Here is a 25,275-nt window from a genome sequence, read left to right as displayed (position 1 = left end):
AGTTGACGGTGCCGCCGTATGACATGCACGAGCTGATCCGGAAGACGGTCGATGAAGGCGACTTCTTCGAGGTGCAGCCAACGCACGCCGGCAACATCATCATCGGTTTCGGGCGGATCGAGGGGCGCACCGTCGGCTTCGTCGCGAACCAGCCGACGGTGCTGGCCGGGTGCCTCGACATCAATTCATCCAAGAAAGCCGCGCGCTTCGTCCGTTTCTGCGACGCGTTCGACATTCCGATCGTCACCTTCGTCGATGTGCCGGGGTTCCTGCCGGGCACCGCGCAGGAATTGAACGGCATCATCAAGCATGGCGCGAAGCTGCTGTTCGCTTATGCCGAGGCGACCGTGCCCAAGATCACCGTCATCACGCGCAAGGCTTACGGCGGCGCTTATGACGTGATGGCGTCCAAGCATCTGCGCGGCGATTTGAACTATGCCTGGCCGACCGCCGAAATCGCGGTGATGGGCGCGAAGGGCGCGGTCGAGATCATCTTCCGGGGTCGGTCGCCGGAGGAAATCGCCGAACAAACCGCGCAATATGAAGCGCGCTTCGCCAACCCGTTCGTCGCGGCGAGCAAGGGCTTTATCGACGAAGTGATCCAACCGCACTCGACGCGGCGGCGGATTGCTTTGGGGTTACGGAAGTTGCGGGGCAAGCAGTTGGAGAATCCGTGGAAGAAGCACGATAATATTCCGCTATGACGGCATTTGACGCCTTCCCCTATATCTGGCTCGCTGGCGTTGCCATTATGGTCATCGTCAATGTTGCCTGGGCAATCAAGGATTTGAAGAAGGGTTCCGCCCGATTAAGCTGGTATGGCTCGCGCGCCTCACGGGAGGAGGAGCCGTTTGAGTTCTGGCTGGCGATCGTCGGAAAATTGGCCGCTCTGCCAATCGGGATGTTCATGTTGTGGTTTGGGCTGAGTTTCGTAGGCGTCGGGTGACGGTGCAATCTCGCCCGAGGCTCTTATCGTAAAGGCGGAGGGTCACGCTTGCTGCCGAGCGTGCCAGACCTTATAATCACATGATAAGGAGCGCCTCCGATGCAGACCGAACGTGTGACCTTCCTCACCAGCCCCGATTAGAAGGCGAAGCTGGACGCCTATGCCGCCCTCCACGGGCATTCGGTCGGGCATGTCCTGCGCGAGGCATCGGTGCGCTATATGGTTGAGAATCAGACAGAGGATGCCGAATTGGCCGCGATGATCCAGGAACTGGAGGCATCGCTTCCGCAAATGCAAGCATCTTTCGAATCGATCGAACAGTCGATCGCCGAGTCGCGGGCTGCGCTGGCTGAAGTGCGCGATTATCTCGCGAACAAGCCGCAATGACCGCCGCTGAAAAGGCGATGGGCGTTGTCAAGAACGTCTTGATTTTCCGCGAGACGCTTGAACGGATCAACAAGGAAATGGCGGAATTGCGTGGGGATATAAAGGCGCTTTCGGGCAATGTGATCGATATCGACAAGCGTCTGGTTCGCATCGAGACGATGATCGAAATGTCCGCGCGCAATGCAGGACAGCCCCGCATCGAAGGCTGACGCCCCGTTTGCGGGCTTCCGATGGCCCGCCAATCTGGTAGCAGGGTTCGCGTGACCCTTCGCCTCCCCCTCCTAGCCGCGACCGCGCTGTTGCTGACCGCCGCCGCGCCCGACACCACACCGCCGCCCGCGCCGTTGCGGCTGGTCCAGACGATCTCGCCGCAAGGGCTGCAGGAGGTGTCGCCGGGCGCGATCGTATCGACCTCGGCGATCTACAAACCCGATTCGGTGATCCTGGTGGGCGACATCGCGCTCGATTACAAAGGCGAACAGCGGAAATTCGCGCGCGGCGAAGTGATCCAGGCAGGCGGGGCAACCGGGGTGGCGGGCGTGCCCGACGCGATCTTCTGCGAGCCGGTGCACGAGGGCTCGATCGGCAAGGTGCTGACCGGGCAGCTTGCGTTCGGCGTCGTTGGCGCGCTGCGGCCGACGCATCTCAACACGCGCTATTGCCTGTTCGATGCCGATCAGGATTCGAAATTCGACCACGCCTTCCTCGTCGGCGCAAAGGGTGACGGTCGCGCGCCGTTCGCGATCCCGCCGGTCGAATATGGCACGATCGAGGGGCGGCGGCTCGCCGACGACAGCGTCGCACGGCTGCGCTATGTCGGCCCGGCGGGAACGCCCGACATGATCGCGTTCGATCTGGAAGCTTTTGCGATCGGCAAGCTGCGCGACGTGCCGCACGCGCGCACCTTCATCTCGGTTACCAAGTTGCCCGCCTACGCCATTATCGGGGTCGCGGTGGTGACGGTGTTGACGTACGACCCCAAGACCCGCGTCGCGACGATCCGGATGGATCACGATCTCGCGCCCGGGCATATCGTCTTGCCGGAGCTTGCGCGTGCCTACTGATACCCCGCTCGACCGTTTCAAAGCCGTCCTCGGCGGCACCGCGCGCGCGCTGGCCGATGAGCCCGAGATCGAGCTCGCCTTCACCGCCGACGCCCCGACGCAAAGCGGCAAGCATATCAAGGTGCAGATGCCCGCGCGCAGCTTGCCGCCCGAGCAAGTGGCCGAGGCGCGCGGCTTTGCCGACGGCTTCGCGCTGCGGCTGAAACACCACGACATCGCGCTCCACAATCGCACCGCGCCCGGCGATGCGGTGGCGCGCGCGGTGTTCGATGCGGTCGAGACCGCACGGATCGAGGCACTCGGTGCGCGCGGTTACGCCGGGATCACCGCCAACCTCGACGTGGCGCTCGAAATGCGGATGCGCTCCGACCCGATCACGCGCGCCAAGTCGCGCGATGAAGTGCCGCTGTCGACCGCGCTCGCCTTGATGGTGCGCGAGCGGCTGACCGGCGCGCCCCCACCACCCGCGACCGACCAGGGCATGGCGCTGGTGCGCGACTGGATCGAACAGAAAGCGGGCAGCGACCTCGACGCGCTCGGCCTCGCGATCGATGATCAGCGCGCCTTCGCGTCGCTCGCCACCAAATTGCTCGAGGATCTCGATCTGATCGAGGGCGACATGCTGCCCGAAGAGTCGGACGAGGGCGGCAATGAAGATGAGGGAACCGACGAGCAACAGGACGACAAGGGCGACGAGGGCGAAGAAGACGGCGAGCAGGGCCAGGGCGAGATCGAAGCGCGCGGGTCCGAACAGGATTCGGACAGCGAAGACGGCGAAGGCACCGAACAAGGCCAGGATTCGTTCGACGACATGGACGGTGAGGCCGGCGACGAGGGCGAGGAAGGGATGCTGCCGACGCGCCCCAACCGCCCCTTTGCCGACCCGTCCGGCCAGTTCGATTATAAGGCGTGGACCACCGCCTATGACGAAGTGATCGCCGCGACCGATCTGTGCGATGCCGACGAACTGCTGCGGCTGCGCTCGTATCTCGATCAGCAGCTCGTGCATTTGCAGGGCGCGGTTACGAAACTCGCGAACCGCTTGCAACGCCGCCTGATGGCGCAGCAGAACCGCAGTTGGGATTTCGATCAGGAGGAGGGCATCCTCGACGCCGCGCGGCTGGCGCGGATCGTGGTCAACCCGACGCTGTCGCTCAGCTACAAGATCGAACGCGAGACCGATTTTCGCGATACCGTCGTGACGCTGCTGATCGACAATTCGGGCTCGATGCGCGGCCGCCCGATCTCGATCGCCGCGATCAGCGCCGACATCCTCGCACGCACGCTGGAGCGCTGCGGGGTCAAGACCGAGATCCTCGGCTTCACCACGCGCGCCTGGAAGGGCGGCCAGAGCCGCGAGACCTGGCTGGCCGCAGGGCGTCCGCCGCAGCCGGGGCGGCTCAACGATGTCCGGCATATCGTCTACAAGAAAGCTGACGAGCCGTGGCGCCGCGCCAAGACCAGCCTCGGCCTCATGATGCGCGAAGGGCTACTGAAGGAGAATATCGACGGCGAGGCGCTGCTGTGGGCACACAGCCGCCTGATCGCGCGGCCGGAGGATCGCAAAATCCTGATGGTCATCTCGGACGGCGCGCCGGTCGACGATTCGACGCTGTCGGTCAATTCCGGGTCGTATCTCGAACGCCATCTGCGCCAGGTGATCGGCTGGATCGAAGGCAAATCCCCGGTCGAGCTCGCCGCGATCGGCATCGGGCATGACGTGACGCGCTATTATGCGCGCGCCGTGACGATCATGGATGTCGAGCAATTGGGCGGCACGATCATCGAGCAACTCGCGGCGCTGTTCGACGCGCCCTGATTTCTGCAGGCAGGGGTACGCGCACTTTACCCGCGGCGTCGGGGCTGCTGCACGCCCTGCTGCCATGCAAACAATAGGACAGCATCGCTGTATAAAGTTTACGATCGAAACAAGTATCGTTACGCTTCAGTAATGTAGCATTGATGCAACAGCGCCATGGGAAAGTAATCCCGCAGTACAGATCGCAATAGCGCACGACGATATTGCGGCCTAGCAACCGCGCCGGGGGGAGTATCAGCGTCTTGCAAAAGGCGCGTCCCAGGTGAGGTATTCAATGTCTTTTGTAATCCGTCGTCGTCTTCTAGCAACTAGCGTATTCGTCAGCGCCGCGCTGACCGCCCTGCCCGCCGCCGCGCAGCAGAACCCGACCACCCCGGCTTGCGACCCGCAGAGCCAGGATTGCTCCGTGCAGTCACCGGGCGTCGTTCCCGGCGATACCGTGACCCAGGCGAACACGCCCGAGGCTCCAGGCGAAGACATCATCGTTACCGGATCGCGCATCGCGTCGCCGGGTGCCGTTTCGGCGTCCCCGCTGCAGACGATCGGTGCCGCGCAGATCCGCCAGCAGGGCGCGATCAACGTTCAGGAAGTGCTGCAGCTGAACCCCGTGTTCGGCACGCCGGGCATCAGCCGCACCAATTCGAGCTTTGCAACGCAGAGCGCGGGCGTCGCCACGGTGAACCTGCGCAATTTGGGTGACGATCGCACGCTCGTGCTGGTCAACGGCCGCCGCTTTGTCTCGGGCGTCCCCGGCAGCAACGCCGTCGACCTCAACGTCATCCCGACGCAGTTCCTCGACCGGGTCGATGTGCTGACCGGTGGCGCATCGGCCGTTTACGGGTCGGACGCGGTCGCGGGTGTCGTCAACTTCATCTACAAGACGAAGTTCGACGGCCTGCAGGTCGATGGCCAGTTCGGTATTTCGCCGCAGGGCGATGGCGCCGACAAGCAGGTCAACGTGCTCGCCGGCAAGAACTTCGCCGACGGCCGCGGCAACATCATGCTGTTCGGTGGCTATTCCAAGCAGGGCACCGTGCTGAAGCGCGATCGCTCGACCGAAGCCGGCTCGAGCGCGGTCGATTCGACCAGCCTGGGCGGCCGCAATGGCAACGATGCCGATCTCTTCACCCCGACGACGCTGCTTTCGGGCTTCACGCCCGGCGGTCGCTTCTATGCCGGCAACCAGATCTTCTCGTACGGCGCCAACAACGTCCTGACCAACTGCACGACCGTCAGTTGCGGCGGCTTCAACCGCTCCGACTCGCGCTATCTCGCGGTCCCGGTCGAGCGCTATGTCGCTGCCGGTCGCGCCAATTTCGAAGTCTCGCGTGCGTTCAACGTCTTCCTCGAAGGCAATTTCGCACGGACCAAGGTCAACACGGTGATCGAGCCCTTCCCGCTCAGTTCCGATCTGGTCAACATTGCAACCGGTGGCCAGGTGGCGATCCAGTCGGTCGTCGGGGGCGTCACCTTCCGCAACCCATTCGTGCCCGACGCGATCTTCAACGCCGCGACGGATACCGATGGTGATGGCCTCCGCGACATCTATTTCGATCGACGCCTGTCCGATTTCGGCCCGCGCACCAGCAGCGCGAAGCGCGACCTGTTCCGCGTGGCCGGCGGCATCAACGGCAAGTTCCTCAACGATCGCTTCAGCTACGAAGCGTATGGCATCTATGGCCAGACCGTCGAGAACCAGAGCGGCAATGGCCAGTTCGACAGCCGCCGCTTCACCCAGGCGCTGAACGCGTATCGTGATCCGGTCACGGGCACGATCCAGTGTGCCGATGCGGCCGCCCGCGCGGCGGGCTGCGTTCCTGCCAACATCTTTGGCATCAACGCGCTGGCACCCGCGGCTGGCTACCTCGCCGTTCCGGTGACGCTCGCGACCCGCGTGACGCAGACCGTCGGCGGCGCGAACGTCACCGGCAAGCTGTTCTCGCTTTTCGGCGCGGACCCGATCGGCATCAACGTCGGTGGCGAGTATCGCCGTGAGACGAGCAGCAACGTGTTCGATCTGCTGACGCAGCAAGGCCTGAACGGCAACAACGCCCTGCCGTCCACCTCGGGCAGCGTGAGCGTTTATGAAGGCTTTGCCGAAGCGATCGTCCCGTTGTTGCAGGATCGGCCGTTCGTGCACTCGCTGAACGTCCGGGGTGCGGTCCGCGGCTCGCATTATTCGACCGTTGGCAACACGCTCAGCTATAACTTCGGCGGCGAATGGGCACCGACCCGCGACATCCGCTTCCGCGTGATGCAGGCGCGTTCGGTGCGCGCACCGAACATTGCCGAGCTGTTCTCAGCACCGCAGCAGGACTTCCCGTCGGGTCTGCAGGATCCGTGCGTGGGCGTCACCGCAACGACAGCCGGTACGCTTGCGACCAACTGCCGCGCGGCACCCGGTGTGGCAGCGAACATCACCGCCAACGGCGCGTTCACGGCATCCCAGGCGGATCTGCAGGGGATCACCAGCTTCGGCGGCGGCAACCGCTTGCTGCAGGAAGAAAAAGGCGATTCCTTCACCGCTGGCGTCGTGCTGAACCCGCGTTCGGTGCTCGGCCTGCGCAACCTGGTCGTGACGGTCGATTATTATAACATCCGGATCAAGGATGCGATTGTCACCACCCCGCTGCAGTTCATCCTGAACCAGTGCTACAACCAGTCGGTCCAGGCGTTCTGCAACCTCGTGGTGCGCCGCGCGGCTGGCGTTGGCCCAAACAGCCCGGGTTCGCTCGATCAGGTCAACACCTCGCCGTCGAACAGCGGCGGCGCGAAGACCTCGGGCATTGATACGGTCATCGATTGGCGCACGAACCTCAACGGCCTTGGCATCGGCGGCAATCTGAACCTGCATGGCGCCTATACCCACCTGATCAGCGGCTATTCCATTCCGCTGCCAGGGTCTGCACGGGACAGCTATGCCGGCGAAATCGGCGCGCCACGTGACAAGTTCACCGTCGCGGCAGGTTACGATCTGCGGGGTTTCGGCCTGACGATGACGGGCACGTGGATCAGCCAGTCGAGCCTCGACGATCAGCTGACCGGCGCTGCTGCGGGAACCAACCCGCTGTACCGCGTGCGGCCGCAATTCAACCTCGACTCGCAGGTCCGTTTCCAGACCCGGGACGGCTTCGAATTCTACGTGGGCGCGAACAACCTGCTCAACAACCAGCCTCCGTACCTCGCCGATATCGGCGCCTCGGCCGGTCAGGATACCGATGCAGGCACGTACGATGCGCTCGGCCGCCGTTATTATGCTGGCGTCCGCATGAAGTTCTGATCGGACGTTTTACGCAAACACTTTGGGGGCGTCCTGCGGGGCGCCCCTTTTTTGTGCGTGGTCGGTGGCGTCGTGCCTATAAGATCGCACCATGCCGATCTCCCCACCCCCAACCGGCTTCCACGGCCCGGTGAAACGATCGGTCACGATCGCCGGGCATCCGACGTCGATCAGCCTCGAGCCGATCTTCTGGCACGCGCTGGAGGATGCGGCGCACGCGCGCAGTCTGCCGCTTAATGCGCTGATCGCAGAGATCGACGCGCTGCGTATTCAGGCCGCTGATCCGCCCAATTTGGCCAGTGCGCTGCGCAGCTGGATTCTTGCGCAGCGCACCGAAGCACCTCAATAATATATGAAAATGTAGCGCACCTGGACGGTTTCGGGGCGCATGAACGTTGGCACGAAATCGCGCGTGAGCGTGAACGTCGCCTCCCCCGTCGGCTTGACGTCCAGAACCTTGATCTCTGCGCCGATGATGTCGTCGAACAGGACCGGATACGGGATTTTTGCCGGTTCGGTGTACATGCGGCTGTAAAGCTTCTGCAGTGGATCGACCGTGGGTTTCGACCACAGGATATAGTCGAAGGCGGTCTTCTTCCCCTCGCGCACGACCTCGACCTCTAGCTCCACCTTGTTCTTGCTTGGAACGTATTTTCGGTAGCGCAGGCGGACCTCGTCGTCCGGATGCAGCTGGGTGAGCCTGTCCATATGATAGGCCATTGGTTCGAGGTCGCGCGGCACTTGCAGCAGTTTGTCCTTCGCACCGGCCAGCATGTAATGGTCGAACTTCGCGTCCCGATCGACATCGAGGAAGCAGAAACGGACGATCTCCCTGAACTTGGACCCCAAGCCGCCGATCATCATGCTGGTAAAAGCACTGCGCGTGCGTTGGTCACGACCGCAGAACACGCGATCCGTGCCGATATTCTTGGCAATCGTCGGCGGCACCAATACGGAGGTGAGATCGTCGCCGGGCACGATCGCGTCGCTGAAGCGATCGACGCTGACCTTCGCCGTTCCATCGGCGATCGCGGCCTCCGTGCGAACGATACGTCCCGACATCAACAATTCGCCTGGCATACCGCTAAACGCCTGGTCGATCGGCCTTTTACCGTCAGGCAGGACCGTTTCGGGAAGTGATACCAATTCTTGCGCAGTCGCGTTGGTCACCGGCAGAGCGGCAAGCGCCAACGCGGCCGCCCGCAAGCGTTGCGAAAAATAGACCACAGATTCCCCTCTATTGCTTTGCCCCGTACGCGATCTCGCCACACCTGCTATGGGCTCGTCAACTCGATATGCGTGGTGGGACCTATGGCGACACTCGGTAGCGCCGAAAATGTTGCGACTAACTCGCAATAGCGTTGACTCTGCGAATAATTCTCAATAGCCGTTTCTGACCAAACAGGAGCGACCCTTGACCACGTCCAGCACCCTTCTCCGCAAGCCCGCCTATCTCGCTTTGTCGTGCGTCGGCGCCTTCGCGACAGCACCCGCCTTCGCGAGCGAGGCGCGCCCGGTGGCCAGCAATGACGTGGACTCGGAGGACAAACGCGACATCATCGTCAATGGCGAACGCGAGATCCGCCAACGTGACCCGAAGCTCGTCGCGCCGCTGATCGACACGCCCAAGTCGATCGTCGTGATCGACAAATCGGTGATCGAGCAGACCGGATCGACCACGCTCGCCGATGCCTTGCGCACCGTGCCCGGCATCACCTTCGGTGCGGCCGAGGGCGGCAATCCGATCGGCGACCGGCCCTTCATCCGCGGCTTCGACAGTCAGGGCAGCATCTTCGTCGATGGCGTGCGCGACCTTGGCGCACAGAATCGCGAAGTCTTCGCGATCGATTCGGTGCAGATCGTGCGCGGATCGGATTCGACGCTGGGCGGGCGCGGCAATGCCGGCGGATCGATCAACATCCTCGCCAAGGTGCCGCAAGCCAAGACCTTCGGTTCGGTCGCCGCCAGTTATGGCAATGCCGATTACAAGCGCGTGTCGGCGGACCTGAACGTGAAGCTGAGCGACACTGCAGCCTTCCGTATCGCGGGCCTATGGCACGATCAGGACGTCGCCGGGCGCGACGCGATCTATCAGCGGCGCTGGGGCGTGGCCCCCAGCCTGACGCTCGGGCTCGGCACGTCGACCCGGCTGACGATCGGCTATTACTATCTCGAAAGCCATGAACTGCCCGACAGCGGCATTCCGTATCTCTACACGATCGGCAACGCGCCCGGCACCGGCAACATCCGCAGCAACCCGGCGATCGGCCAGATCACCACTGCCAATGGTCAGACCGGCTTCGTCGCGCGATCGACCTTTTACGGCCTGACCAACCGCGATTTCCGCGACACGACGACCAACCAGGCGACGATCCGGGTGGAGCATGATTTCGGCGGCATCACGCTGCGCAACACCGCGCGCTATTCTCGTGACGATCAGGCGTACATCTTCACCCAGCCAGACGATTCGACCGGCAATGCCTATGCCACGGGGCAAGTGTGGCGGCGCGCCAACACGCGCTACAGCTATGCCGAAAGCATCATCGACCAGCTCGATCTGTCGGGCAGCTTCAACACCGGCCAAATCAAGCATGCTTTCGCGGTCGGCGCGGAAGTGTCGTGGCAGAAGACACGGCGCGGCACTTTCGTCACGCGCGGGTTCCAGAACGCCGCCGGGACCGAACTCCTGTCGAACGGATCGACCATCTCGCCGCGCTGCAACACCGCGACGGTCGCACGCTATTATTGCACGAGCATCTTCAACCCGAACCCCAACGACCCGTGGGTCAATTACGCCAGCGACACGTCGACCACGCCCGCCGCGATCGTCCGCTCGCTGCCGCTCGCCGAGACGCAGAACGATGCCGAGACGCAAGCGATCTACGGCTTCGATTCGATCACGCTGCTGCCGTCGCTGATCCTCAACGTCGGCGCGCGCTACGACCGCTTCACCTCGCGCATCACGCCAGGGCAGCCGGTCAGTGCGACGACGTCGTTCCGCCTGTCGCGCACCGACGAGCTGTTCAACTGGCAGGCCGGTCTGGTGTTCAAGCCGACCAAGGAAACCAGCCTCTACGCCAGCTACGCGACCGCCGCGACGCCGCCCAACAGTCTGCTTGGCGAAGGGTTCGAAAACAACGCGCTGCCCACCACGGCCGTGACCGCCAACCTGCTCGACTCGCTGCGCGTGCAGAAGACCAAGACCTATGAGGTCGGCGCCAAGGGCAATCTCTTCAACGAGAAGCTCGCGCTTGGGCTGGCAGTGTTCCAGACCGACATCAGCAACGCCCGCGTCACCGACGATAACAACAACATCGCCTTCCTCGGATCGACCCGGATTCGCGGCGTCGAGCTCAACGCCAATGGCATGATCCTGCCCGGCTGGTCGGTGTTCGGCGGCTATACCTTCCTCGACGCCAAGATCGTCGATGGCGGCTTCACCGCGCTGACCGCAGCGGCGAACGGCGCGGCGGCGGCGAAGACCGTGCTCGTCCCCTCGGTCAACACCGGCAAGGCCGTGCCGCAAACCGCGCGCCACAGTTTCACGCTGTCGACCAACTATGAAGTTACCAAGCGCTTCTCGATCGGTGGCGGCGCCTATTATATGAGCGAGCAGAATGGCGGCTATGCCGACAATCGCAGCGCGACGCAGACCAGCGCGGGCGTCGTGACGGTCAACCCGGCGACCAAGGTCCTGACGCGCGGCATCCCGAGCTACTGGCGCTTCGATGCGCAGGCGCGCGTCAAGCTGAACGACCATTTCGACGTGTCGGTCAACGCGCAGAATTTGACCAACAAGACCTATTTCACCAGCGCCTATAGCAGCCATTATGCAATGATCGCCCCGGGCCGCACGGTGTTCGGCACCTTGATCGCCAAATTCTGATGCTCGATCCGGCAACGCTCTCGCCGGAGGACATCGCCGCGCGCCTCTCCGGGACACCCGAGGAGCGCGCGGGGTTCGTCCACGCCTGCGCCGCAGCGGGCGAGGCCGAGGCGCAAGCGGTGTACGGCCAGATGCTGCTCGACGGCGCGGGAGTCGGCGTCGACCAGCAGGCGGCGCTCGGCTGGTTCGTCAAGGCGGCGGCGCAGCATCACCTGATGGCGATCAACATGGTCGGGCGCTGCTACGATCTCGGCTGGGGCACCGCGCCCGACAAGGCGCGCGCGGCCGAATGCTACCGCATCGCGGCGGAACGCGGCCTCGATTGGGGCATGTACAATTACGCAACGCTGCTCGCGCTCGGCGACGGCGTACCGCTCGACCGCGCCGCAGCGCTCGACTGGTTCCGCAAGGCCGCCGCAAGCAGCACCCCGCTCGCCAGCGCCAAGGCGACCAATTTCGTCGGCAGCTTCCACGAGGATGGCTGGGTCGTGAAACGCGATCTGGCGGCGGCCGCGCGCTACTACGCCCGCGCCGCGCAAGGCGGCGATTTCCGCGGCGCGTTCAACCACGCGCGGATGCTCGGCGCGGCGGGCCGACACGAGGACGCGATCACCTGGCTCAAGCGCGCCGGTGCCGGCGCGACCCCGGCGTTCATAGAGAAAGCCGCCGCCTGGCTCGCGGCATCCGACATCGCCGCCTTCCGCGCGCGCGGCGTACAGGCGATCCGCAGTGGTGCCCCATGCTGACCGTCATCCCCGATCTGCTGTCGCCTGTGCAGCTCACCACCTTGCGCGACACGATCGAGGCGGCCGACTGGATCGACGGCAATGCCACGTCGGGCGCGCAATCCGCGCTCGCCAAGCGCAACCGGCAATTGCCCGAGGAGTCGGACGCAGCCCGCGCCGGGGGCGGACTCGTGCTCGATGCCCTCGCCGCCTCGTCCTTGTTCGTGGCCGCCGCGCTGCCGCTCAAAGTCTTCCCGCCGTTGTTCAACCGCTATGGCGTGGGCGACGCCTTCGCACCGCATGTCGACAACGCCATCCGCATCCGGCGCGGCAGCGATTTCCGCATCCGCAGCGATCTGTCCGCGACGCTCTTCCTGAGCGACCCCGAGAGCTATGACGGCGGCGAACTCATCATCCACACGCAGTTCGGCGAGCAAGCGGTCAAGCTCCCCGCCGGGCAGATGGTGCTCTACCCCGCCTCCAGCCTCCACCGCGTCGCCCCCGTAACGCGGGGAACGCGGGTCGCATCCTTTTTCTGGATTCAATCGATGGTGCGCGATACCGACGCGCGCGCCGATCTGTTCGCGCTCGACACCGCGATCCAGTCGACCGGCGCGCGGCTTGGCCAGGACGACCCTGAGATCGTCCGGCTGACCGGCGTCTATCACAATCTGCTCCGCCGCTGGGCAGAGCTCTAACCCCCCTCCCCTGGAATTCCGTTTCAATGACGAAAATCGCTGTACGCAAAGCGTGGTTTCAACTTCACAAATGGATCGGCCTGATCCTCGCCATCCTCATCATCCCGCTGTCGGTAACCGGCGCGGCCTTGGTATGGGATGATGCGCTCGATCATATGCTCAACCCCGTTCGCTATGCGACGACCGGTGCGGGCGAACTCGCGCCCGCCCGCTACATCACCGCCGCGCGCGACATCCTCGCGCCAGAGGAGCGGATCGTGTCGCTGGCTCTGCCCGACGAGGATGGCGGGCCAGTGGTCGTGACCGCGGCCAAGCCGACGACGACGGGCCAGCGGCTGCAAGGCCCGCCTGCGCGCACCACCGTCTGGCTCGACCCGCCCACCGCGCGCGTGCTCGATTACGGCGCAGGCGGCACCGGCCTGATCCGCACGATGCACATGATCCACGGATCGCTGCTGATCCCCGGCGTCGGACGGCAGATCGTCGGCTGGATCGGCGTCGCGATGCTGCTGTCGACCATATCGGGCCTGTGGCTGTGGTGGCCGACGGTCGGGCGCTGGGCGCGCGGGCTTCGCTGGAAGCGTCACCGCAACACCGACACCAATCTGCACCATCTGTTCGGTTTCTGGATCGCGCTGCCGCTGTTCGTCCTGTCGCTGACGGGCGCGTGGATTTCCTTCCCGAAATTCTTCGGCGGTGGACCCAACACGATGGGGATGCGCCCCGGCGCGCCGCGCCCGGTGCCGCTCGCCGCACCCAAGCTGTCGGTCGATGCAGTGGTCGTCGCTGCCGAAGCCGCCAAGGTGCCCGGCGCGGTCAGCAAGATCGAATGGCCGACCGATCGCAAGCCCGAGTGGAAAATCTCCTTCAACGGCACCCAGACGAACGTCGCCGTCGCCGAGGCGACCGGCGCGGCCAAGGTCGAACCGGCCCGCCCCGAGGACACCGCCCGCCTGATGCGCCGCATCCACGATGGCACGCGCATGGGGCTGCTGTGGCAGATCGTGATCTTCCTCGGCGGCATCCTGCCCGCGATCCTCGCGGTAACCGGCATCATCATGTGGTGGCGCGCGCGCGGCTGGAAAGCGCAACTGAAGGCGCGGATGGCGGCGCGATAACGCCCAATCCTCCCCGGCACGGGGAGGTGGCAGCCGCAGGCTGACGGAGGGGGCGTGCCACGAACGCTCCACCTGTGGCGCGCCCCCTCCACCATTCGCTAAATGCTCATGGTCCCCCTCCCCGTGCCGGGGAGGATTTTATCTCTTACCGCCCCAACAAAACCCGCGCCTGCCCCGCAATCTGCGCCAGCATCGCCGCATTCGGCGCAGGCGCCAGCCGCGCCCGGTCGACCACCGCCTTGAATTGCGCAACGCGCCCGGCGTTCGCGGTCAGCCACGCCTCGACCAAAGCCTGCGGATCGTTCCCGGCTCCACGCCCGAGGAATTCCAGCCGCAATTGCTGGAAATCGCGCGCCAGCCCCGCGATCAACAGCCGCTCCCACGGATCACTCGACGAAATACGCGCGGCATTCGCCTGCGCCCAATCCAGCCCGAGCGCCTGACCCAGCCGCGTAAACGCCCGCGTCAGCACGGTCTCGTCCAACCCGAGCCGCTCGCCGAGATCGGCCAAGCCCACCGCGCCGTCGAGTTCGAACAACCGCACGACCTTCTGCACCAGTTTCTTCGGCGCCCCCGCCGTCTCCAGCGTATCGGCGATCCGCGCGCTCTGCGCGCTCGCCTCCGCCAGCAACAGCGCCTTGGTCTGCTTGTCGAGCTGCGCGATGCCCTTCGACAGCCGCGCAAGCGTCGCCCCCGGCCCCGTGCCGCTGCGTGTCACCCGCAACAGATCGGCGATTTGCGAGCGCGTCGCCACCGCGACTTCATCGAACAAGGCGATCCGTGCCGCCTCGGGCATCGCAGCGGTCTCGATCTCGCGCCACAACGTCGGCAAGTCGAACAGCCGCTCGACCACGACGAACATGCCGGCGATGTCGCTCATCGCCGCGCCTTCTTCCTCGGCCAGTTCGAACGGGTAGAGCACGCCCATCCGGTTGACGATGCGGTTGGCGAGCTTGGTCGCGACGATCTCGCCGCGCAGACGGTGCTGGTCGATCGCGGTGCCGAACTTCTTCTGCATTGCCTTCGGGAAGGCGGCGTGGAGATCGGGCGCAAGATCGGGATCAAGCCCCAGCCCCGACCGCTCGATCGACGCTTGTAGCCCAAGCTTGGCTGTCGCCAGCAGCACCGCCAGTTCCGGCCGCGTCAGCCCCCGCCCCTCGGCGGCGCGGCGCAGCAGATCGTCATTCCCGGCCAGCCCCTCGACCTTGCGATCGAGCGAACCGCTTGCCTCGAAGATTTCGATCAGCCGGACATAGCTCGGCACCGCTTGCGCGCCGTCGGCCTCGGCGATCGACAAAGCGAGCGTCTGGAGCCGGTTATCCTCGAGCACGAGATGCGCGACGTCGTCGGTCATCCCGGCCAGGAAGGTGTTGCGCTTTTCGTAGCCCAACCGCCCTTCGATCATCTCGCGGTTGAGCGCGATCTTGATGTTGACCTCATTATCCGAACAGTCGACGCCCGCCGAATTGTCGATGAAGTCGGTGTTGATCCGCCCGCCATACGCCGAGAAGGCGATGCGCGCGGCTTGCGTGACGCCAAGGTTCGCACCTTCGCCGATTGCCGTCACCCGCAGATCCTCGGCATCGACGCGCAGGCGATCGTTCGCCGGATCGCCCACCTGGATATTGTTCTCCGACCGCGCCTTCACATAGGTGCCGATCCCGCCGAACCACAGCAGATCGACCGGGGCCTTCAGGATCGCCGAAATGAGGGTGCCGGGGTCGAGCTCGCTTTCTTCGATGCCCAGTACGGCGCGGACCTGCTTCGACAGCTTGATCACCTTGTCGGTGCGCGGGAACACCCCGCCGCCCTTCGAGATGAGCGACGCATCATAGTCCGCCCAGGATGAGCGCGGCAGCGCGAACATGCGGTTGCGCTCCTCCCAGCTTGCCGCCGGATCGGGGTCTGGATCGAGGAAGATATGGCGATGGTCGAACGCCGCGACGATCTTGAGCGTCTTCGACAAGAGCATCCCGTTGCCGAACACGTCGCCCGACATGTCGCCGCATCCAACCACGCGGATCGGCTGCGTCTGCACATCGACCCCGCGCTCGGCGAAATGGCGTTGCACGCTGAGCCATGCACCTTTTGCGGTGATGCCCATCGCCTTGTGATCATAGCCGACCGACCCGCCGCTGGCGAAGGCGTCGCCCAGCCAGAAGCCGCGTTCGAGTGCGATCGCATTGGCGACATCGGAGAAGGTCGCGGTGCCCTTGTCGGCGGCGACCACGAAATAGGGGTCCTCGCCGTCATGAATCACGACGCCCTCGGGATGCACCACCGCGCCCTCCACGATATTATCGGTGATCGAGAGAAGGGAGCGGATGAAATCGCGGTAGCTTTCGGTGCCCTCGGTCAGCCACGCGTCGCGGTTGGACGGCGGCGGCAATTGCTTGGGATAGAAGCCGCCCTTGGCGCCGGTCGGCACGATCACCGCGTTCTTGACGCGCTGCGCCTTCATCAGCCCGAGGATCTCGGTGCGGAAATCGTCGCGCCGGTCGGACCAGCGCAAGCCACCGCGCGCGACCGGCCCGGCGCGCAAATGAATACCCTCGATCCGCGCCGAATAGACCCAGATCTCGCGCCACGGCACCGGTGCCGGAAGTCCTGGGACCAGATGGCTATCGAGCTTGAACGCCAGCGCCGTTTGTCCGGCGGGGGCGAAAGCATTGGTCCGCAGCGTCGCCGCGATCACCGATCGGATCGCGCGCAGGATGCGGTCGTCATCGATCGCGGAAACGGCGTCGAGCCCCGCGTCGATCGCGGCATCGGCGGCTTCAACCCCCTTGCGCTTGCGCGCCGGATCGTGCGCGGCGGTGAAACGGTCGATCAGCGCGGCAGCGACCTTCGGCGCGCGGCGCAGCGCATCGACCACGGTGACCAGGCTGTAGGTCGATCCGGCCTGCCGCAGATAGCGGAACCACGCGCGGAACAGCAGTACCGATGACGGCGCAAGGGCGGCATCGACGATCAGCCGGTTGAACGCGTCATTCTCGGCCTTGCCCTCCAGCACCGCCTTGACCGCGTCTTCGAGCACGGTCGGATGGCTCGGCACGCTGCCGATATCGACCAGAAAATCGTGGACGAAGCCGTGTTGATCGTCGGTCAGCGCGGTCGGTACTTCCTCGATCACGCGGAATCCGAAATTCTCCAGCACCGGAACCGCATCCGACAAGGGCAATGCCCCGCCGAGCCGATAGATTTTGAGCCGCGCCGCACCCGCATCGCCCCGGTAGAGCCGAACCGAGCGATCCTCGGGCGTTTCGAGCCGCGCGAGACGATCGATGTCGCGCGCCGCTTCCTCGGCGCTATTGGCGGCGCGATAGCCTTGCGGAAAGCTCGCCGCGTGCTTCAGCGCGAGCCGCGTCGCGCGTGCCGGATCGAGCAGCTCGCCCAGCGCCGCCTCGACCGCCGGCACCCAGCCCCGCACCATCCGCGCGATGGCGGCATCGAGCGTGGCGGTATCGGGCATCGTGCCCTCGCCGCGAATGTCGAGCGTGAAGCGGATCAACGCCGTGACCCCATCCATTGCCACCGCCCAGTTGAGCAAGTGTGCCCTCGCCGCCCCGGCCAGCATCTCGCCGATCGCGATGCGGCGCGCGGTGGTGAGATCGTCGCGCGGCAACCACACGAAGGCGAACAGATGCCGCCCGAGCACGCTGCGCACGAGCACCAGCTTGGGGCGCGGACGATCCGCCAGCGACATCGCGGTCAGCGCGACGTCTTCCAGCGCTTCGGGCGTAAAAGCGGTGATCAGATCGTGCGGCAGCGCCGCCAGCGCATGCGTCAGCGCCTTGCCGGTATGGCTCGCGGGATCGAAGCCGAACTTCTTTTGCAGCGCGGCCAGGTGCGCGCGCAATACGGGTACATCTTGCGGCGCGGCGTTGAGCGCGGCGCTGGTCCACAGCCCGGCATGAATCGACAGGCCGGTCACCTTACCCTTGTCGCGCACCGGCACCACCGCAAGATCGAGCGGCACGTGGCGGTGGACGCCCGAGATCAAATTCGATTTGAGCAGCAGCGGTGCCGCCCCCCCATCGCTGAACCAGCGCATCGCCAGCGCCCGCGACGCTTCGGCCAGCAACGGCACGGGGTGCGGGTTGCGCGCGATGCCGAGCGTCGTCGCAGTCCCGCCGTGCCACCCCTCATGCCCCAGCAGCGTGAAATTCTTGTCGAGCAGCCACGCGAGCAGCGCCGCGCCCTCGCCCGTCGGCAGCGTCGCGATATCGGCCGCCATCGCATCCTGCAAAGCGCGCCAATCCTGCACCGCGATTCGAACATCGGCGAGGTTATGTTCCAATGCGGCAACCAGATCGCGCCGCTCCCGCGCATCGGCCCGCTCCAACTCGATATAAATCATCGACTCGGCCGCACCGTCATCACCCACGCTGGTCAGCGCGCCATCGGCATCGCGCGTAACCCGCACAACGGGATGGATAATCCGGTCGATTGCGATGTCGAAACTGCCGATCGTCGCCGCGATCGAATCGACCAGGAACGGCATATCGTCATTGACGATCGCCAGCCGCATCCGGCGGCGCGGGTCGGCGCCCGACAGCGCCTCGAGCGCGATCGTCGCGCTGGCCGCGGTGCGATGTTCGGCGGTGGCGGCGACAAAGGCGGCCGCCTCGCCCCGCTCGGCCTTGCCGAACCCCTGCAATTCGCCCGGAAGCGCACCTTTGGTCAGCCGGGCGGCGAGCGCATCCGACAACGATTTCAGCGTGGTTTTAGCCATGCCGCACCCTATGCGCCGGACGCTTCACGACCTCAAGACTTGTGGCGCTGCAACATGCAGCGGGAGACGATTCAGGCGGTCGCCGATCGCATCGCGCGTTCGGTCAGCGCATTGTCCCCCGCCATCGACGCGACGATATCGAGCGTCTCGCCGTCGCGCACGCGCGCGAGCAGCACGACATAGTCGCCATCGCCCGACGTGGTTTCCAGCGCGATGCTGGCCAGCGTCGGGCGCTCCGCTAGCATGGTCGCAGGGTCAGGCTTGGCCTTTGCGACCGGCGCGCGCGCGGCCCGTTCGGCCTTGACGACGCCCTTGACCCCACCCTCGAACGTGTCGAGGAAACCGCGCAGCGTGCCTGCGGCAATGCCCATCCGGCGCGCGTAGGACAGCACGGCGGCATATTCGGTCAGCCGCGTCTTGTCGTGCTCGACGCCGAACACGAGCTTGACGATCGGCGTCATCGGCGCACGCGCCTGTACCGCGATTCCCGCCATGTCGAGCAGTGTCTCATAGGCGACCGGATCGGCATCGGCGGCGGCGGCGAACGTGTGCGCGATGCTGAGCGCACGGTACAACGTGGTGCGCGTGCGCGTGTCGGCGGCGCGAACAGCGGCGGCAGACTGCTGCGCGCGGGTCAGCTGGTCGTGCAAACTGCCACCGGCGGCAACTGACGACTCTTTGTCCGACACGGAGTCTCCATCGTCCTGCGCATTCTGGTCTCCGGCGTCGGCACCGCCCGAATCGAACCCGGCGCTTGGCCCATCGGCCCATACCGGCGCGGTGGCGACCGACGGTGGCGCGCTGCGCACCGCGGCGGCGACTTCGGCGTCGAGCTTGGCCTGCGCCTCAGCGTCGAGCAATTCCTTCCAGTTGATCACGCCATAGATGAAATCGATCGAATCCTCGTCCGACGAAAACGGCATCAAAATGCCGCGATACATCGTGTTGTAGCCACGCGTGCTGACAAATTCGGCCTCGAACCCGATCGGGGCGCGATTGGCGATGATCTGCAGATAATGGTCGGTCAGGCGCGACAACAACGATCGACTCGGCACTTGCGCGATGTGCGTCGTCGCCGAATCGAGGCTGCATTCCTCGCGCAATGCCTTGCCGAGATAGGCGATCGCGGGATTTTCGATGCCTGCGGAAAAATCGAGCAGGACGCTGTGCGGCCCGAAATCGGCGATATTGGCGGGATGAAGGTCGGCGATCGAGGGATAAGCGCGGCCGCCAAGCAAGGAAACCCAGTGATTATAGGCGCGCACGTGCATCCGGCGTTCGTCGGTGCCGACTTCGATCTGCGTATCGGCAACCTCGCCCTCCTCTGCGGGCACGGACGCGCTCTCGTCCAGATCGCTCCAATCGCTTTCGAATCCGCGAACACTGTCCATGCGCAAACGCCCTACTTCGCTCGGCCGAACCCGATGCGGGCCGCCGTCACGCCACCGTTGTGCACACGCCGTGGTAAACACCGGGTAAACCGGCAACGCTTTCGCCGCGTCGGGCGAATAGGGCTCGTCCGCGCTTGTCAGCCCCGACACGACCTGATAACGCCCGCGCTCGCCAACGTCCGGCAAGGACGTGGCCGACGCCGCTTTAGCTCAGTTGGTAGAGCATCGCATTCGTAATGCGGGGGTCACAGGTTCGAGTCCTGTAAGCGGCACCACTCCCGATCAAGAGAGGGCACCATTGGTGCTCTCTTTTCGGCATCGTAGTTGGCGGCGAATTCTAGGGGTTTGATGGGTCCGGTAATGGTGATCGTGGTCGGCGTGACGACTACCTTTCCGATAAACCGCCGCGCATAACCCTGACGAACGCTCCTGTCTTCCGAACGCAATTTTGTAAGGAGCATCTCTCCCAGTCTGTCGATCGCCTCGGGTGTAACGTGCCTGTCCGCTGTGGAAAGCTGGCGCTCGACCAACTGGATTTCTTGCTCGAGATCGGCGCGGCGTACCCGCTGGTTGGCGAGCCGTGCGCTAAAATCTTCATCGTGCACACTGACTTTATTCTGCTCGATAAAATCGAACATGTTGTGGATCGCACCCTCGGCTCTGGTCCGCTCGGTACGAAGCGCTTTCAGATGCGCTTGACGCTCGCGAACCGCCGTTGAACTATCGTCCAGCAGATTGGCGAGGAGTGCACGAAGGCGGTCGGGGCGAAACAGGCGGTCGGCCATCGCATCGATCACGATCGTCTCGAGCGCGTGATCGCGCATGCTGATGCCAGGACAGACGGTCTCGCCGCGGCGCAGGCGCCGTGAACAGCGATAATAGCGGTAGCGACCACCCTTGCCGGTGGCGATCGTAAGGGCGTGACCGCATTCGGGATGTCCGCATTTGGCGATGCCCGCGAGCATCGTTGGTCCGGATACGAAGGTGGGCGGGGTGACGTGCCGGGAATTGCGGACGATGCCAGCCTGGATCTCGAGCCACTCCGCTTCGGGCACGATGACCGGCACGGCGACCTTCTGCCATTCCTCCTCGGATCGTTTGACGCCGTTGCGGATATCATGGACGCCGTAGAGGTGGATACCGCGATAAGTCGAGCGAGTGAGGATGTCGCGAACGTTGGAGACGTGCCACTTGCGCCCGCGCAGGGTCGCGCCCGTCGCGTTGAGGTGGCAGACGATCTTTTTATAGCCCATCGGGCCTTTGCCGACCCCGATCCGCTTCATCCGGTAGATCTGCTGCACCATGAGCGCTTCGGAGGGTTCGATCGCCAACCGCTTCTTGGCCTTGGGTCCGCGCATCTCCACTATCTCGCTGACATAGCCGAATGGCGGGACGGCGCCGTTCCAATACCCCGCTTCCGCGTTGCGCATCATGGTGTCGAGCGTGAACTTGGCGGTCTGGCGCGACTGATACTCGTCGAAGCTCGATAACACGCCACGGACGAGATCGCCTTCGGCGTCATGCCCGACCTCCTGTGTGATCGCGACGATGCGCACGCCCGCGCGTTTCAGCCGCCGCCGATGATGCTCCAGCAGATAATGGTCCCGGAACAGCCGCGAGAATGTGTAGATGCCAATCTCGGTGATGCCGCTGCCGGGTCGCAATGCATGTTCGAACAATGCCTGAAGGCCGGGGCGATTGTCGGTCGTTCCCGACAGCCCGGCGTCGCGATAGATGTCGACCAGCTCGACGCCAAGACGGCGATAATGCTCGCCGAGCTTTTGCTCCTGGTTAGCGAGGCTGATCCCGCCATCGGCCTGGCGTTGGGTCGAAACCCGAACATAGCCGAGAGCTCGCTGAGGACGTTTGCCGGCCATTGTGCCAACCTTTCATGATAATAGTGAGCCACAGGTTCATGCAGCCAGATTCGAACCGATATCGTGGCGAAGTCGAGCGGCGCTTGCGGTACTTCCGGCTTTACCGCAAATGCGGCAGCACGCGCGACAGGGGGTGCCATTTCATGGCGAGGAACAAGTTGAGCGAGCCATTGCTAGGGAAATTGCTCTTCTCGGCTTCTATTATGGTGGTGTATTTCGACGTGAAAAAGGCCGGGATTTTGTGGTAGCCGACCACGTCGCGGAGTAACCGTCCTGGCAACGCGGTGAGCAAGGTTTCGGGTAGACTCTGCCCCACTATGCTAAGCTCGGTTACGATCATGTAGCCGTTCGGTCCCAGAACAATGGTGTTTTCGTTGTAGCTATACCCGTGTGTTCTGTAACTCAGCTTGAGCCTGCCGCGCGCGGCGTCGCTGAAGAAGCTACCGGCGCCATTATGGATTCGCGCCTGACGCGCGACGAGCGAGCCTGATGCGGACTGCCACATATAGAGCAATTCCCCATCCTGGCGCTGTCGAAACCCCGCCAGAAAGGTCGAGGCGCTAGTGCCCGCCATCAGCAGAAACCGTACTGCGTGGGCCGAGATGAGCGGATCGCGCGCGGTGAGCGCCTTGGCCGCGCGGTTCACAACGTCGTCTCGGTGCTGCGCACAAGGATGTTGCTTGTCGCCTGCCCGGCGACCTCGGAGATCGCGACGAGGCGGATGCTTGCTCGCTCGAGCGTTCGGCGAACCTCATCGAGCAGATCGGGGTCGCGAGACAGGCGGGACAAGCTGCAGACCCCGATCTCGGTGACGCCACTGCCGGGACGAATGGCGTGTTCTATCAGCGCTTGCAGAGCGGTGTGATTGTCGGTGGTGCCAGCCACGGCGCTGTCACGATAGATCGCGACCAGATCGATACTCTGGCCGCGGTAATAATCGCGAAGATCGGCTTCCTGCTTGTCGACACCGGTGCCTTCGCTCGCCTGAGTCTGGCTCGACGTCCGGAAATAGCCGAGGGCACGCTCAATTTGAACGCTGGTCGTCATCGTGTTTTCCTTCGAAGATGTAGCGCAGCTCGTTTGCGCTGAGGAGCGTGAGCAGCCAGGTCGATTCGTCGGCCCCCACGTCGAACGAGCGAGGCAAATGGTCGACGACCTGGCGGACATCGCGTGAGACCGCTTTTGCAGCAGGGGGTCTTCCCGACGGGTTGGGCGGCGATGCCATGCATCAGCGTCTGGACGGGATCGATGTACGGCAGCGATGTCAGTCGCGGGGCAATCGGGATGATTCGCTTGCCAAACTTTGGGCAGCGGATGTTCAGCACGATCGTGTGGGTTATAAGGTTTAGATTCTCGGGCGGCAGAGTCTGGAGGCTGGCAAGGCAATGATGCGCAACCTGGTCGATCAAATGCTGGCGATGGTGGACCGAGGGGCTTGGTCCGCCGATGGAGACGAAGAGCGGTTCGGCATCGCCATCACGGGAGCACGCATCGAATTCGATACCACGACGACGTCGATCGGTCTCGCGTTCGAACAACTCGCCGCGGCCATAGAGGCGACCATCGCCGTCGAGCGGGCGCGGCGCATGATCGAGGCTGCCGGGGCCGAACCTCAGCTGCCACTGCTTTGGTTGGTGAGTGGCTCCGACGTCCTCGCCAAATGGCTTGCCTGGGCGGGCGTGAGTAATGCTTTGAGCAAGGCCCTCGCGCTCAGCGACGCTATCGGCACCGCGCCAGTTGCCGGCCATCTCGACCGGCGGGCCCGGCGCGACCTCGGCCAAGGCGGTGCCAGGATCAGGGTGCGGGGTGGCGTGGCGATCGCCGAGCGGATCGAACTCTGCGATCAGCCGCGCTGCATCGCGACCTTGGGAGAGACAGCGCGTATCCGCATCGAGGCGCACAAGCTGCCCGAAACGCTGATTTGCGCGCTGCAGAAAGATGCCCGCGCGAATGCGCTGCGGCCGCTTGCCGACGTCGTCAGCCATCCCTTCTTCGTTGCAGCCGAACTCGGGATCATCGGCGTTGCGAACGAGGGATTGGCGGTCGTTTTCGAAGTCGAAAGTCATTGGACCCCGCTCGAGCCAGTGCCAGCCGCCGCATTGAACGTTATACCGTCCGATGCGGATCCCGCTTTTCCGTGGCGCGCAACCTTGAGCGAGCGCCGCCGGCTGAACGGCTTGGTCGAGGAAGCGCGCCATCGTTTCGCGGCTACGCGCGATCCGCGTTGATGATCGCGTTGCCATCGGTCGAGTAGATGGCGTGATATTCGGCCTCGGTGTCGACATAGAAGCCACGCAATTGTTTGTACTGAATCACCGCCAGTGTGCCGGCCAGCATGTTGAGGTCGGCAACCTGGATGTTGCTGCGGTAAAGTTCGTCGTCGGCATTTCCCGTCAACGGGATCCGATCTTTGACGTGGACGTGGGTGCGCATCGTCGGCGTACTGGTGGTAACGCGGATCAGGCCCATCAACCGGTCGTCGATCAGGCTGAGGCCAAGGCCGCAATCGATAAAGGGCAGGTCGCGTTGCTCGAGCGCTGGAATGATAAAGGCGCGCGCCGCGATGCTGTCAACGCACACGAACACGAAGTCCGCTTCCTCGAGCAAGCCAATCGTATTGGTGGCAAGATGCACCGCGTGCGGTTCGATCCCGGTGTGCATCCGGCCATAGATATTTGCAAAATACTCGACCTTGAACAGTTTCGCCGCAATGTCCTCGATCGCCATCGCGCCCGGCCAACGGAACGCGTTGTGCTGCTCGGCGCGGTCGCCGTCGATCAGCAGGATGCGGTCGGCGGGCGTCTTGCTGATAAGGTCGAGCACGACCGAGCCGGTGCCGCCCAGCCCGATGATCGCTATGGTGCCACCGGCGAGCCGGCGCGACACCGCTTCGATCCCGGCGCGGGTTGAGTCAGTGTCGGGATAGACGAACGGACTGGTGGCGCCGTTCTCCGCCACCGCGCTGTCCGGCTCAACTGGCATAAGTGGCGTTGACGTTGACCAGCAGGCCATCGGCAAGCGGCACAACGTCACCCGGCGTCAGCAATCCGGAAAGCCCTCCGTCGAGCGTATTGCGGAACGACACGGTCGCCACCCCGGGATCCTGTCCCTCGCGGTCTGGAAAGGCGATGCGCAGCAACTGTGCATAGGTCGCGCTGCGACCGCGCAAAGCGTTCCAGCGACCGTTGACCGAAATCATCGTCCGCCCAACTGCGGCCGCTGGGCGCGGCGTAGAGCGCTCTGCCTCGCCGACGAGATATAATGCGCGGCGGCGTGGCGCGAGCGGGGGCAGTAGGGTCGCCGAGGTGGCGATTGGCGTGACAGGGGTAACGGTCGGCAACATGCACGT

General features: G+C 64.4%; 21 protein-coding genes, 1 tRNA gene and 1 pseudogene. 14 read left to right on the top strand and 9 right to left on the bottom strand.

Annotated features, from left to right (window positions below):
* Positions 1-14: 14 nt before the first annotated feature.
* The 8 genes and pseudogenes from HMP06_RS11450 to HMP06_RS11415 all read left to right on the top strand — a co-directional run.
* Positions 15-704: pseudogene (locus HMP06_RS11450) on the top strand (acyl-CoA carboxylase subunit beta); the annotation flags it as partial.
* The gene (locus HMP06_RS11445; RefSeq protein ID WP_176497203.1) at positions 701-946 is read left to right on the top strand and encodes a hypothetical protein; all 246 of its coding nucleotides are present in this window, start codon (positions 701-703) and stop codon (positions 944-946) included. The pseudogene HMP06_RS11450 and the gene HMP06_RS11445, both read left to right, overlap by 4 nt.
* A 219-nt stretch (positions 947-1,165) precedes the next feature.
* Positions 1,166-1,333 (top strand): hypothetical protein, encoded by a 168-nt coding sequence (locus HMP06_RS17910; protein ID WP_232089617.1) that lies wholly within the window; start codon positions 1,166-1,168, stop codon positions 1,331-1,333.
* Complete coding sequence (locus HMP06_RS11435) at positions 1,330-1,542, top strand: hypothetical protein (RefSeq protein ID WP_176497202.1); 213 nt, start codon at positions 1,330-1,332, stop codon at positions 1,540-1,542. The genes HMP06_RS17910 and HMP06_RS11435 overlap by 4 nt, the downstream gene beginning before the upstream one ends.
* 51 nt (positions 1,543-1,593) lie before the next feature.
* Complete coding sequence (locus tag HMP06_RS11430) at positions 1,594-2,397, top strand: hypothetical protein (protein WP_176497201.1); 804 nt, start codon at positions 1,594-1,596, stop codon at positions 2,395-2,397.
* Positions 2,387-4,216, top strand: a complete 1,830-nt coding sequence (cobT, locus tag HMP06_RS11425) for a cobaltochelatase subunit CobT (RefSeq protein WP_176497200.1) — start codon at positions 2,387-2,389, stop codon at positions 4,214-4,216. Before HMP06_RS11430 ends, cobT begins: the two co-directional genes overlap by 11 nt.
* Positions 4,217-4,490: 274 nt before the next feature.
* Entirely contained in the window at positions 4,491-7,496 is a 3,006-nt protein-coding gene (locus HMP06_RS11420) for a TonB-dependent receptor plug domain-containing protein (RefSeq protein ID WP_176497199.1), read from the top strand.
* A gap of 91 nt (positions 7,497-7,587) precedes the next feature.
* Entirely contained in the window at positions 7,588-7,845 is a 258-nt protein-coding gene (locus HMP06_RS11415) for a ribbon-helix-helix domain-containing protein (protein WP_176497198.1), read from the top strand.
* Here the strand turns inward: HMP06_RS11415 and HMP06_RS11410 are convergent.
* A complete protein-coding gene (locus tag HMP06_RS11410; RefSeq protein WP_176497197.1) occupies positions 7,839-8,702 on the bottom strand; it encodes a hypothetical protein in 864 nt (287 codons plus the stop codon). The two genes, HMP06_RS11415 and HMP06_RS11410, sit on opposite strands and share 7 nt — an antisense overlap.
* Positions 8,703-8,910: 208 nt before the next feature.
* On the opposite strand from HMP06_RS11410, the gene HMP06_RS11405 reads away from it, so the two are divergent.
* From HMP06_RS11405 to HMP06_RS11390, 4 genes are read left to right on the top strand one after another with little or no spacing between them, the layout of a single operon-like run.
* Positions 8,911-11,382, top strand: a complete 2,472-nt coding sequence (locus HMP06_RS11405; protein WP_232089616.1) for a TonB-dependent receptor — start codon at positions 8,911-8,913, stop codon at positions 11,380-11,382.
* The gene (locus HMP06_RS11400) at positions 11,382-12,128 is read left to right on the top strand and encodes a tetratricopeptide repeat protein (protein WP_176497196.1); all 747 of its coding nucleotides are present in this window, start codon (positions 11,382-11,384) and stop codon (positions 12,126-12,128) included. Before HMP06_RS11405 ends, HMP06_RS11400 begins: the two co-directional genes overlap by 1 nt.
* Positions 12,122-12,805 (top strand): Fe2+-dependent dioxygenase, encoded by a 684-nt coding sequence (locus HMP06_RS11395; protein WP_176497195.1) that lies wholly within the window; start codon positions 12,122-12,124, stop codon positions 12,803-12,805. The genes HMP06_RS11400 and HMP06_RS11395 overlap by 7 nt, the downstream gene beginning before the upstream one ends.
* 26 nt (positions 12,806-12,831) lie before the next feature.
* The gene (locus tag HMP06_RS11390) at positions 12,832-13,923 is read left to right on the top strand and encodes a PepSY-associated TM helix domain-containing protein (RefSeq protein ID WP_176497194.1); all 1,092 of its coding nucleotides are present in this window, start codon (positions 12,832-12,834) and stop codon (positions 13,921-13,923) included.
* 145 nt (positions 13,924-14,068) lie between these two features.
* Here HMP06_RS11390 and HMP06_RS11385 read toward each other — a convergent pair whose 3' ends face one another.
* Positions 14,069-18,658, bottom strand: a complete 4,590-nt coding sequence (locus tag HMP06_RS11385; RefSeq protein ID WP_176497193.1) for an NAD-glutamate dehydrogenase — start codon at positions 18,656-18,658, stop codon at positions 14,069-14,071.
* A gap of 71 nt (positions 18,659-18,729) precedes the next feature.
* A complete protein-coding gene (locus HMP06_RS11380) occupies positions 18,730-20,049 on the bottom strand; it encodes a PAS domain-containing protein (protein ID WP_176497192.1) in 1,320 nt (439 codons plus the stop codon).
* Positions 20,050-20,248: 199 nt separating this feature from the next.
* Here HMP06_RS11380 and HMP06_RS11375 point away from each other — a divergent pair.
* Positions 20,249-20,324 (top strand) — tRNA-Thr (locus tag HMP06_RS11375).
* On the opposite strand, the gene HMP06_RS11370 is transcribed toward HMP06_RS11375, so the two are convergent.
* The 4 genes from HMP06_RS11370 to HMP06_RS11355 all read right to left on the bottom strand — a co-directional run bounded on the left by HMP06_RS11370 (position 20,295) and on the right by HMP06_RS11355 (position 23,151).
* Positions 20,295-21,926: a recombinase family protein gene (locus HMP06_RS11370; RefSeq protein WP_176497191.1), complete on the bottom strand. Its 1,632-nt coding sequence runs from the start codon at positions 21,924-21,926 to the stop codon at positions 20,295-20,297. The two genes, HMP06_RS11375 and HMP06_RS11370, sit on opposite strands and share 30 nt — an antisense overlap.
* Positions 21,927-22,026: 100 nt before the next feature.
* A complete protein-coding gene (locus HMP06_RS11365; RefSeq protein ID WP_176497190.1) occupies positions 22,027-22,572 on the bottom strand; it encodes a hypothetical protein in 546 nt (181 codons plus the stop codon).
* Positions 22,569-22,973: a recombinase family protein gene (locus HMP06_RS11360; protein WP_176497189.1), complete on the bottom strand. Its 405-nt coding sequence runs from the start codon at positions 22,971-22,973 to the stop codon at positions 22,569-22,571. The genes HMP06_RS11365 and HMP06_RS11360 overlap by 4 nt, the downstream gene beginning before the upstream one ends.
* Entirely contained in the window at positions 22,951-23,151 is a 201-nt protein-coding gene (locus tag HMP06_RS11355; RefSeq protein ID WP_176497188.1) for a hypothetical protein, read from the bottom strand. The genes HMP06_RS11360 and HMP06_RS11355 overlap by 23 nt, the downstream gene beginning before the upstream one ends.
* Before the next feature lie 184 nt (positions 23,152-23,335).
* On the opposite strand from HMP06_RS11355, the gene HMP06_RS11350 reads away from it, so the two are divergent.
* Positions 23,336-24,154, top strand: a complete 819-nt coding sequence (locus tag HMP06_RS11350) for a hypothetical protein (protein WP_232089615.1) — start codon at positions 23,336-23,338, stop codon at positions 24,152-24,154.
* Here the strand turns inward: HMP06_RS11350 and HMP06_RS11345 are convergent.
* Both HMP06_RS11345 and HMP06_RS11340 read right to left on the bottom strand, forming a co-directional pair.
* Positions 24,135-24,908 carry a ThiF family adenylyltransferase gene (locus tag HMP06_RS11345; RefSeq protein WP_176497186.1) on the bottom strand — a complete coding sequence of 258 codons (774 nt, stop codon included), beginning with the start codon at positions 24,906-24,908 and terminating at the stop codon, positions 24,135-24,137. The genes HMP06_RS11350 and HMP06_RS11345 overlap by 20 nt on opposite strands.
* Positions 24,898-25,269, bottom strand: coding sequence for a multiubiquitin domain-containing protein (locus HMP06_RS11340; RefSeq protein WP_176497185.1), 372 nt, complete (start codon positions 25,267-25,269; stop codon positions 24,898-24,900). Before HMP06_RS11340 ends, HMP06_RS11345 begins: the two co-directional genes overlap by 11 nt.
* Positions 25,270-25,275 lie beyond the last annotated feature (6 nt).

This window comes from Sphingomonas sp. HMP6, from assembly GCF_013374095.1.
Classification (GTDB): Bacteria; Pseudomonadota; Alphaproteobacteria; order Sphingomonadales; family Sphingomonadaceae; genus Sphingomonas.
The sequence above is the reverse complement of the archived record's forward strand: the minus strand, read 5'-3'. Positions and strand labels throughout refer to the sequence as shown.

Excerpts from the sequence above, each read along its gene's own strand:
- HMP06_RS11445 (WP_176497203.1), top strand. The coding sequence starts at position 701 with ATGACGGCATTTGACGCCTTCCCCTATATCTGGCTCGCTGGCGTTGCC.
- HMP06_RS11360 (WP_176497189.1), bottom strand. The coding sequence starts at position 22,973 with ATGACGACCAGCGTTCAAATTGAGCGTGCCCTCGGCTATTTCCGGACG.
- HMP06_RS11380 (WP_176497192.1), bottom strand. The coding sequence starts at position 20,049 with ATGGACAGTGTTCGCGGATTCGAAAGCGATTGGAGCGATCTGGACGAG.
- HMP06_RS11415 (WP_176497198.1), top strand. The coding sequence starts at position 7,588 with ATGCCGATCTCCCCACCCCCAACCGGCTTCCACGGCCCGGTGAAACGA.
- HMP06_RS11355 (WP_176497188.1), bottom strand. The coding sequence starts at position 23,151 with ATGGCATCGCCGCCCAACCCGTCGGGAAGACCCCCTGCTGCAAAAGCG.
- HMP06_RS11350 (WP_232089615.1), top strand. The coding sequence starts at position 23,336 with ATGCTGGCGATGGTGGACCGAGGGGCTTGGTCCGCCGATGGAGACGAA.
- HMP06_RS17910 (WP_232089617.1), top strand. The coding sequence starts at position 1,166 with ATGGTTGAGAATCAGACAGAGGATGCCGAATTGGCCGCGATGATCCAG.
- HMP06_RS11385 (WP_176497193.1), bottom strand. The coding sequence starts at position 18,658 with ATGGCTAAAACCACGCTGAAATCGTTGTCGGATGCGCTCGCCGCCCGG.
- HMP06_RS11435 (WP_176497202.1), top strand. The coding sequence starts at position 1,330 with ATGACCGCCGCTGAAAAGGCGATGGGCGTTGTCAAGAACGTCTTGATT.
- HMP06_RS11340 (WP_176497185.1), bottom strand. The coding sequence starts at position 25,269 with ATGTTGCCGACCGTTACCCCTGTCACGCCAATCGCCACCTCGGCGACC.
- HMP06_RS11400 (WP_176497196.1), top strand. The coding sequence starts at position 11,382 with ATGCTCGATCCGGCAACGCTCTCGCCGGAGGACATCGCCGCGCGCCTC.
- HMP06_RS11395 (WP_176497195.1), top strand. The coding sequence starts at position 12,122 with ATGCTGACCGTCATCCCCGATCTGCTGTCGCCTGTGCAGCTCACCACC.
- HMP06_RS11390 (WP_176497194.1), top strand. The coding sequence starts at position 12,832 with ATGACGAAAATCGCTGTACGCAAAGCGTGGTTTCAACTTCACAAATGG.
- HMP06_RS11370 (WP_176497191.1), bottom strand. The coding sequence starts at position 21,926 with ATGGCCGGCAAACGTCCTCAGCGAGCTCTCGGCTATGTTCGGGTTTCG.
- HMP06_RS11420 (WP_176497199.1), top strand. The coding sequence starts at position 4,491 with ATGTCTTTTGTAATCCGTCGTCGTCTTCTAGCAACTAGCGTATTCGTC.
- HMP06_RS11345 (WP_176497186.1), bottom strand. The coding sequence starts at position 24,908 with ATGCCAGTTGAGCCGGACAGCGCGGTGGCGGAGAACGGCGCCACCAGT.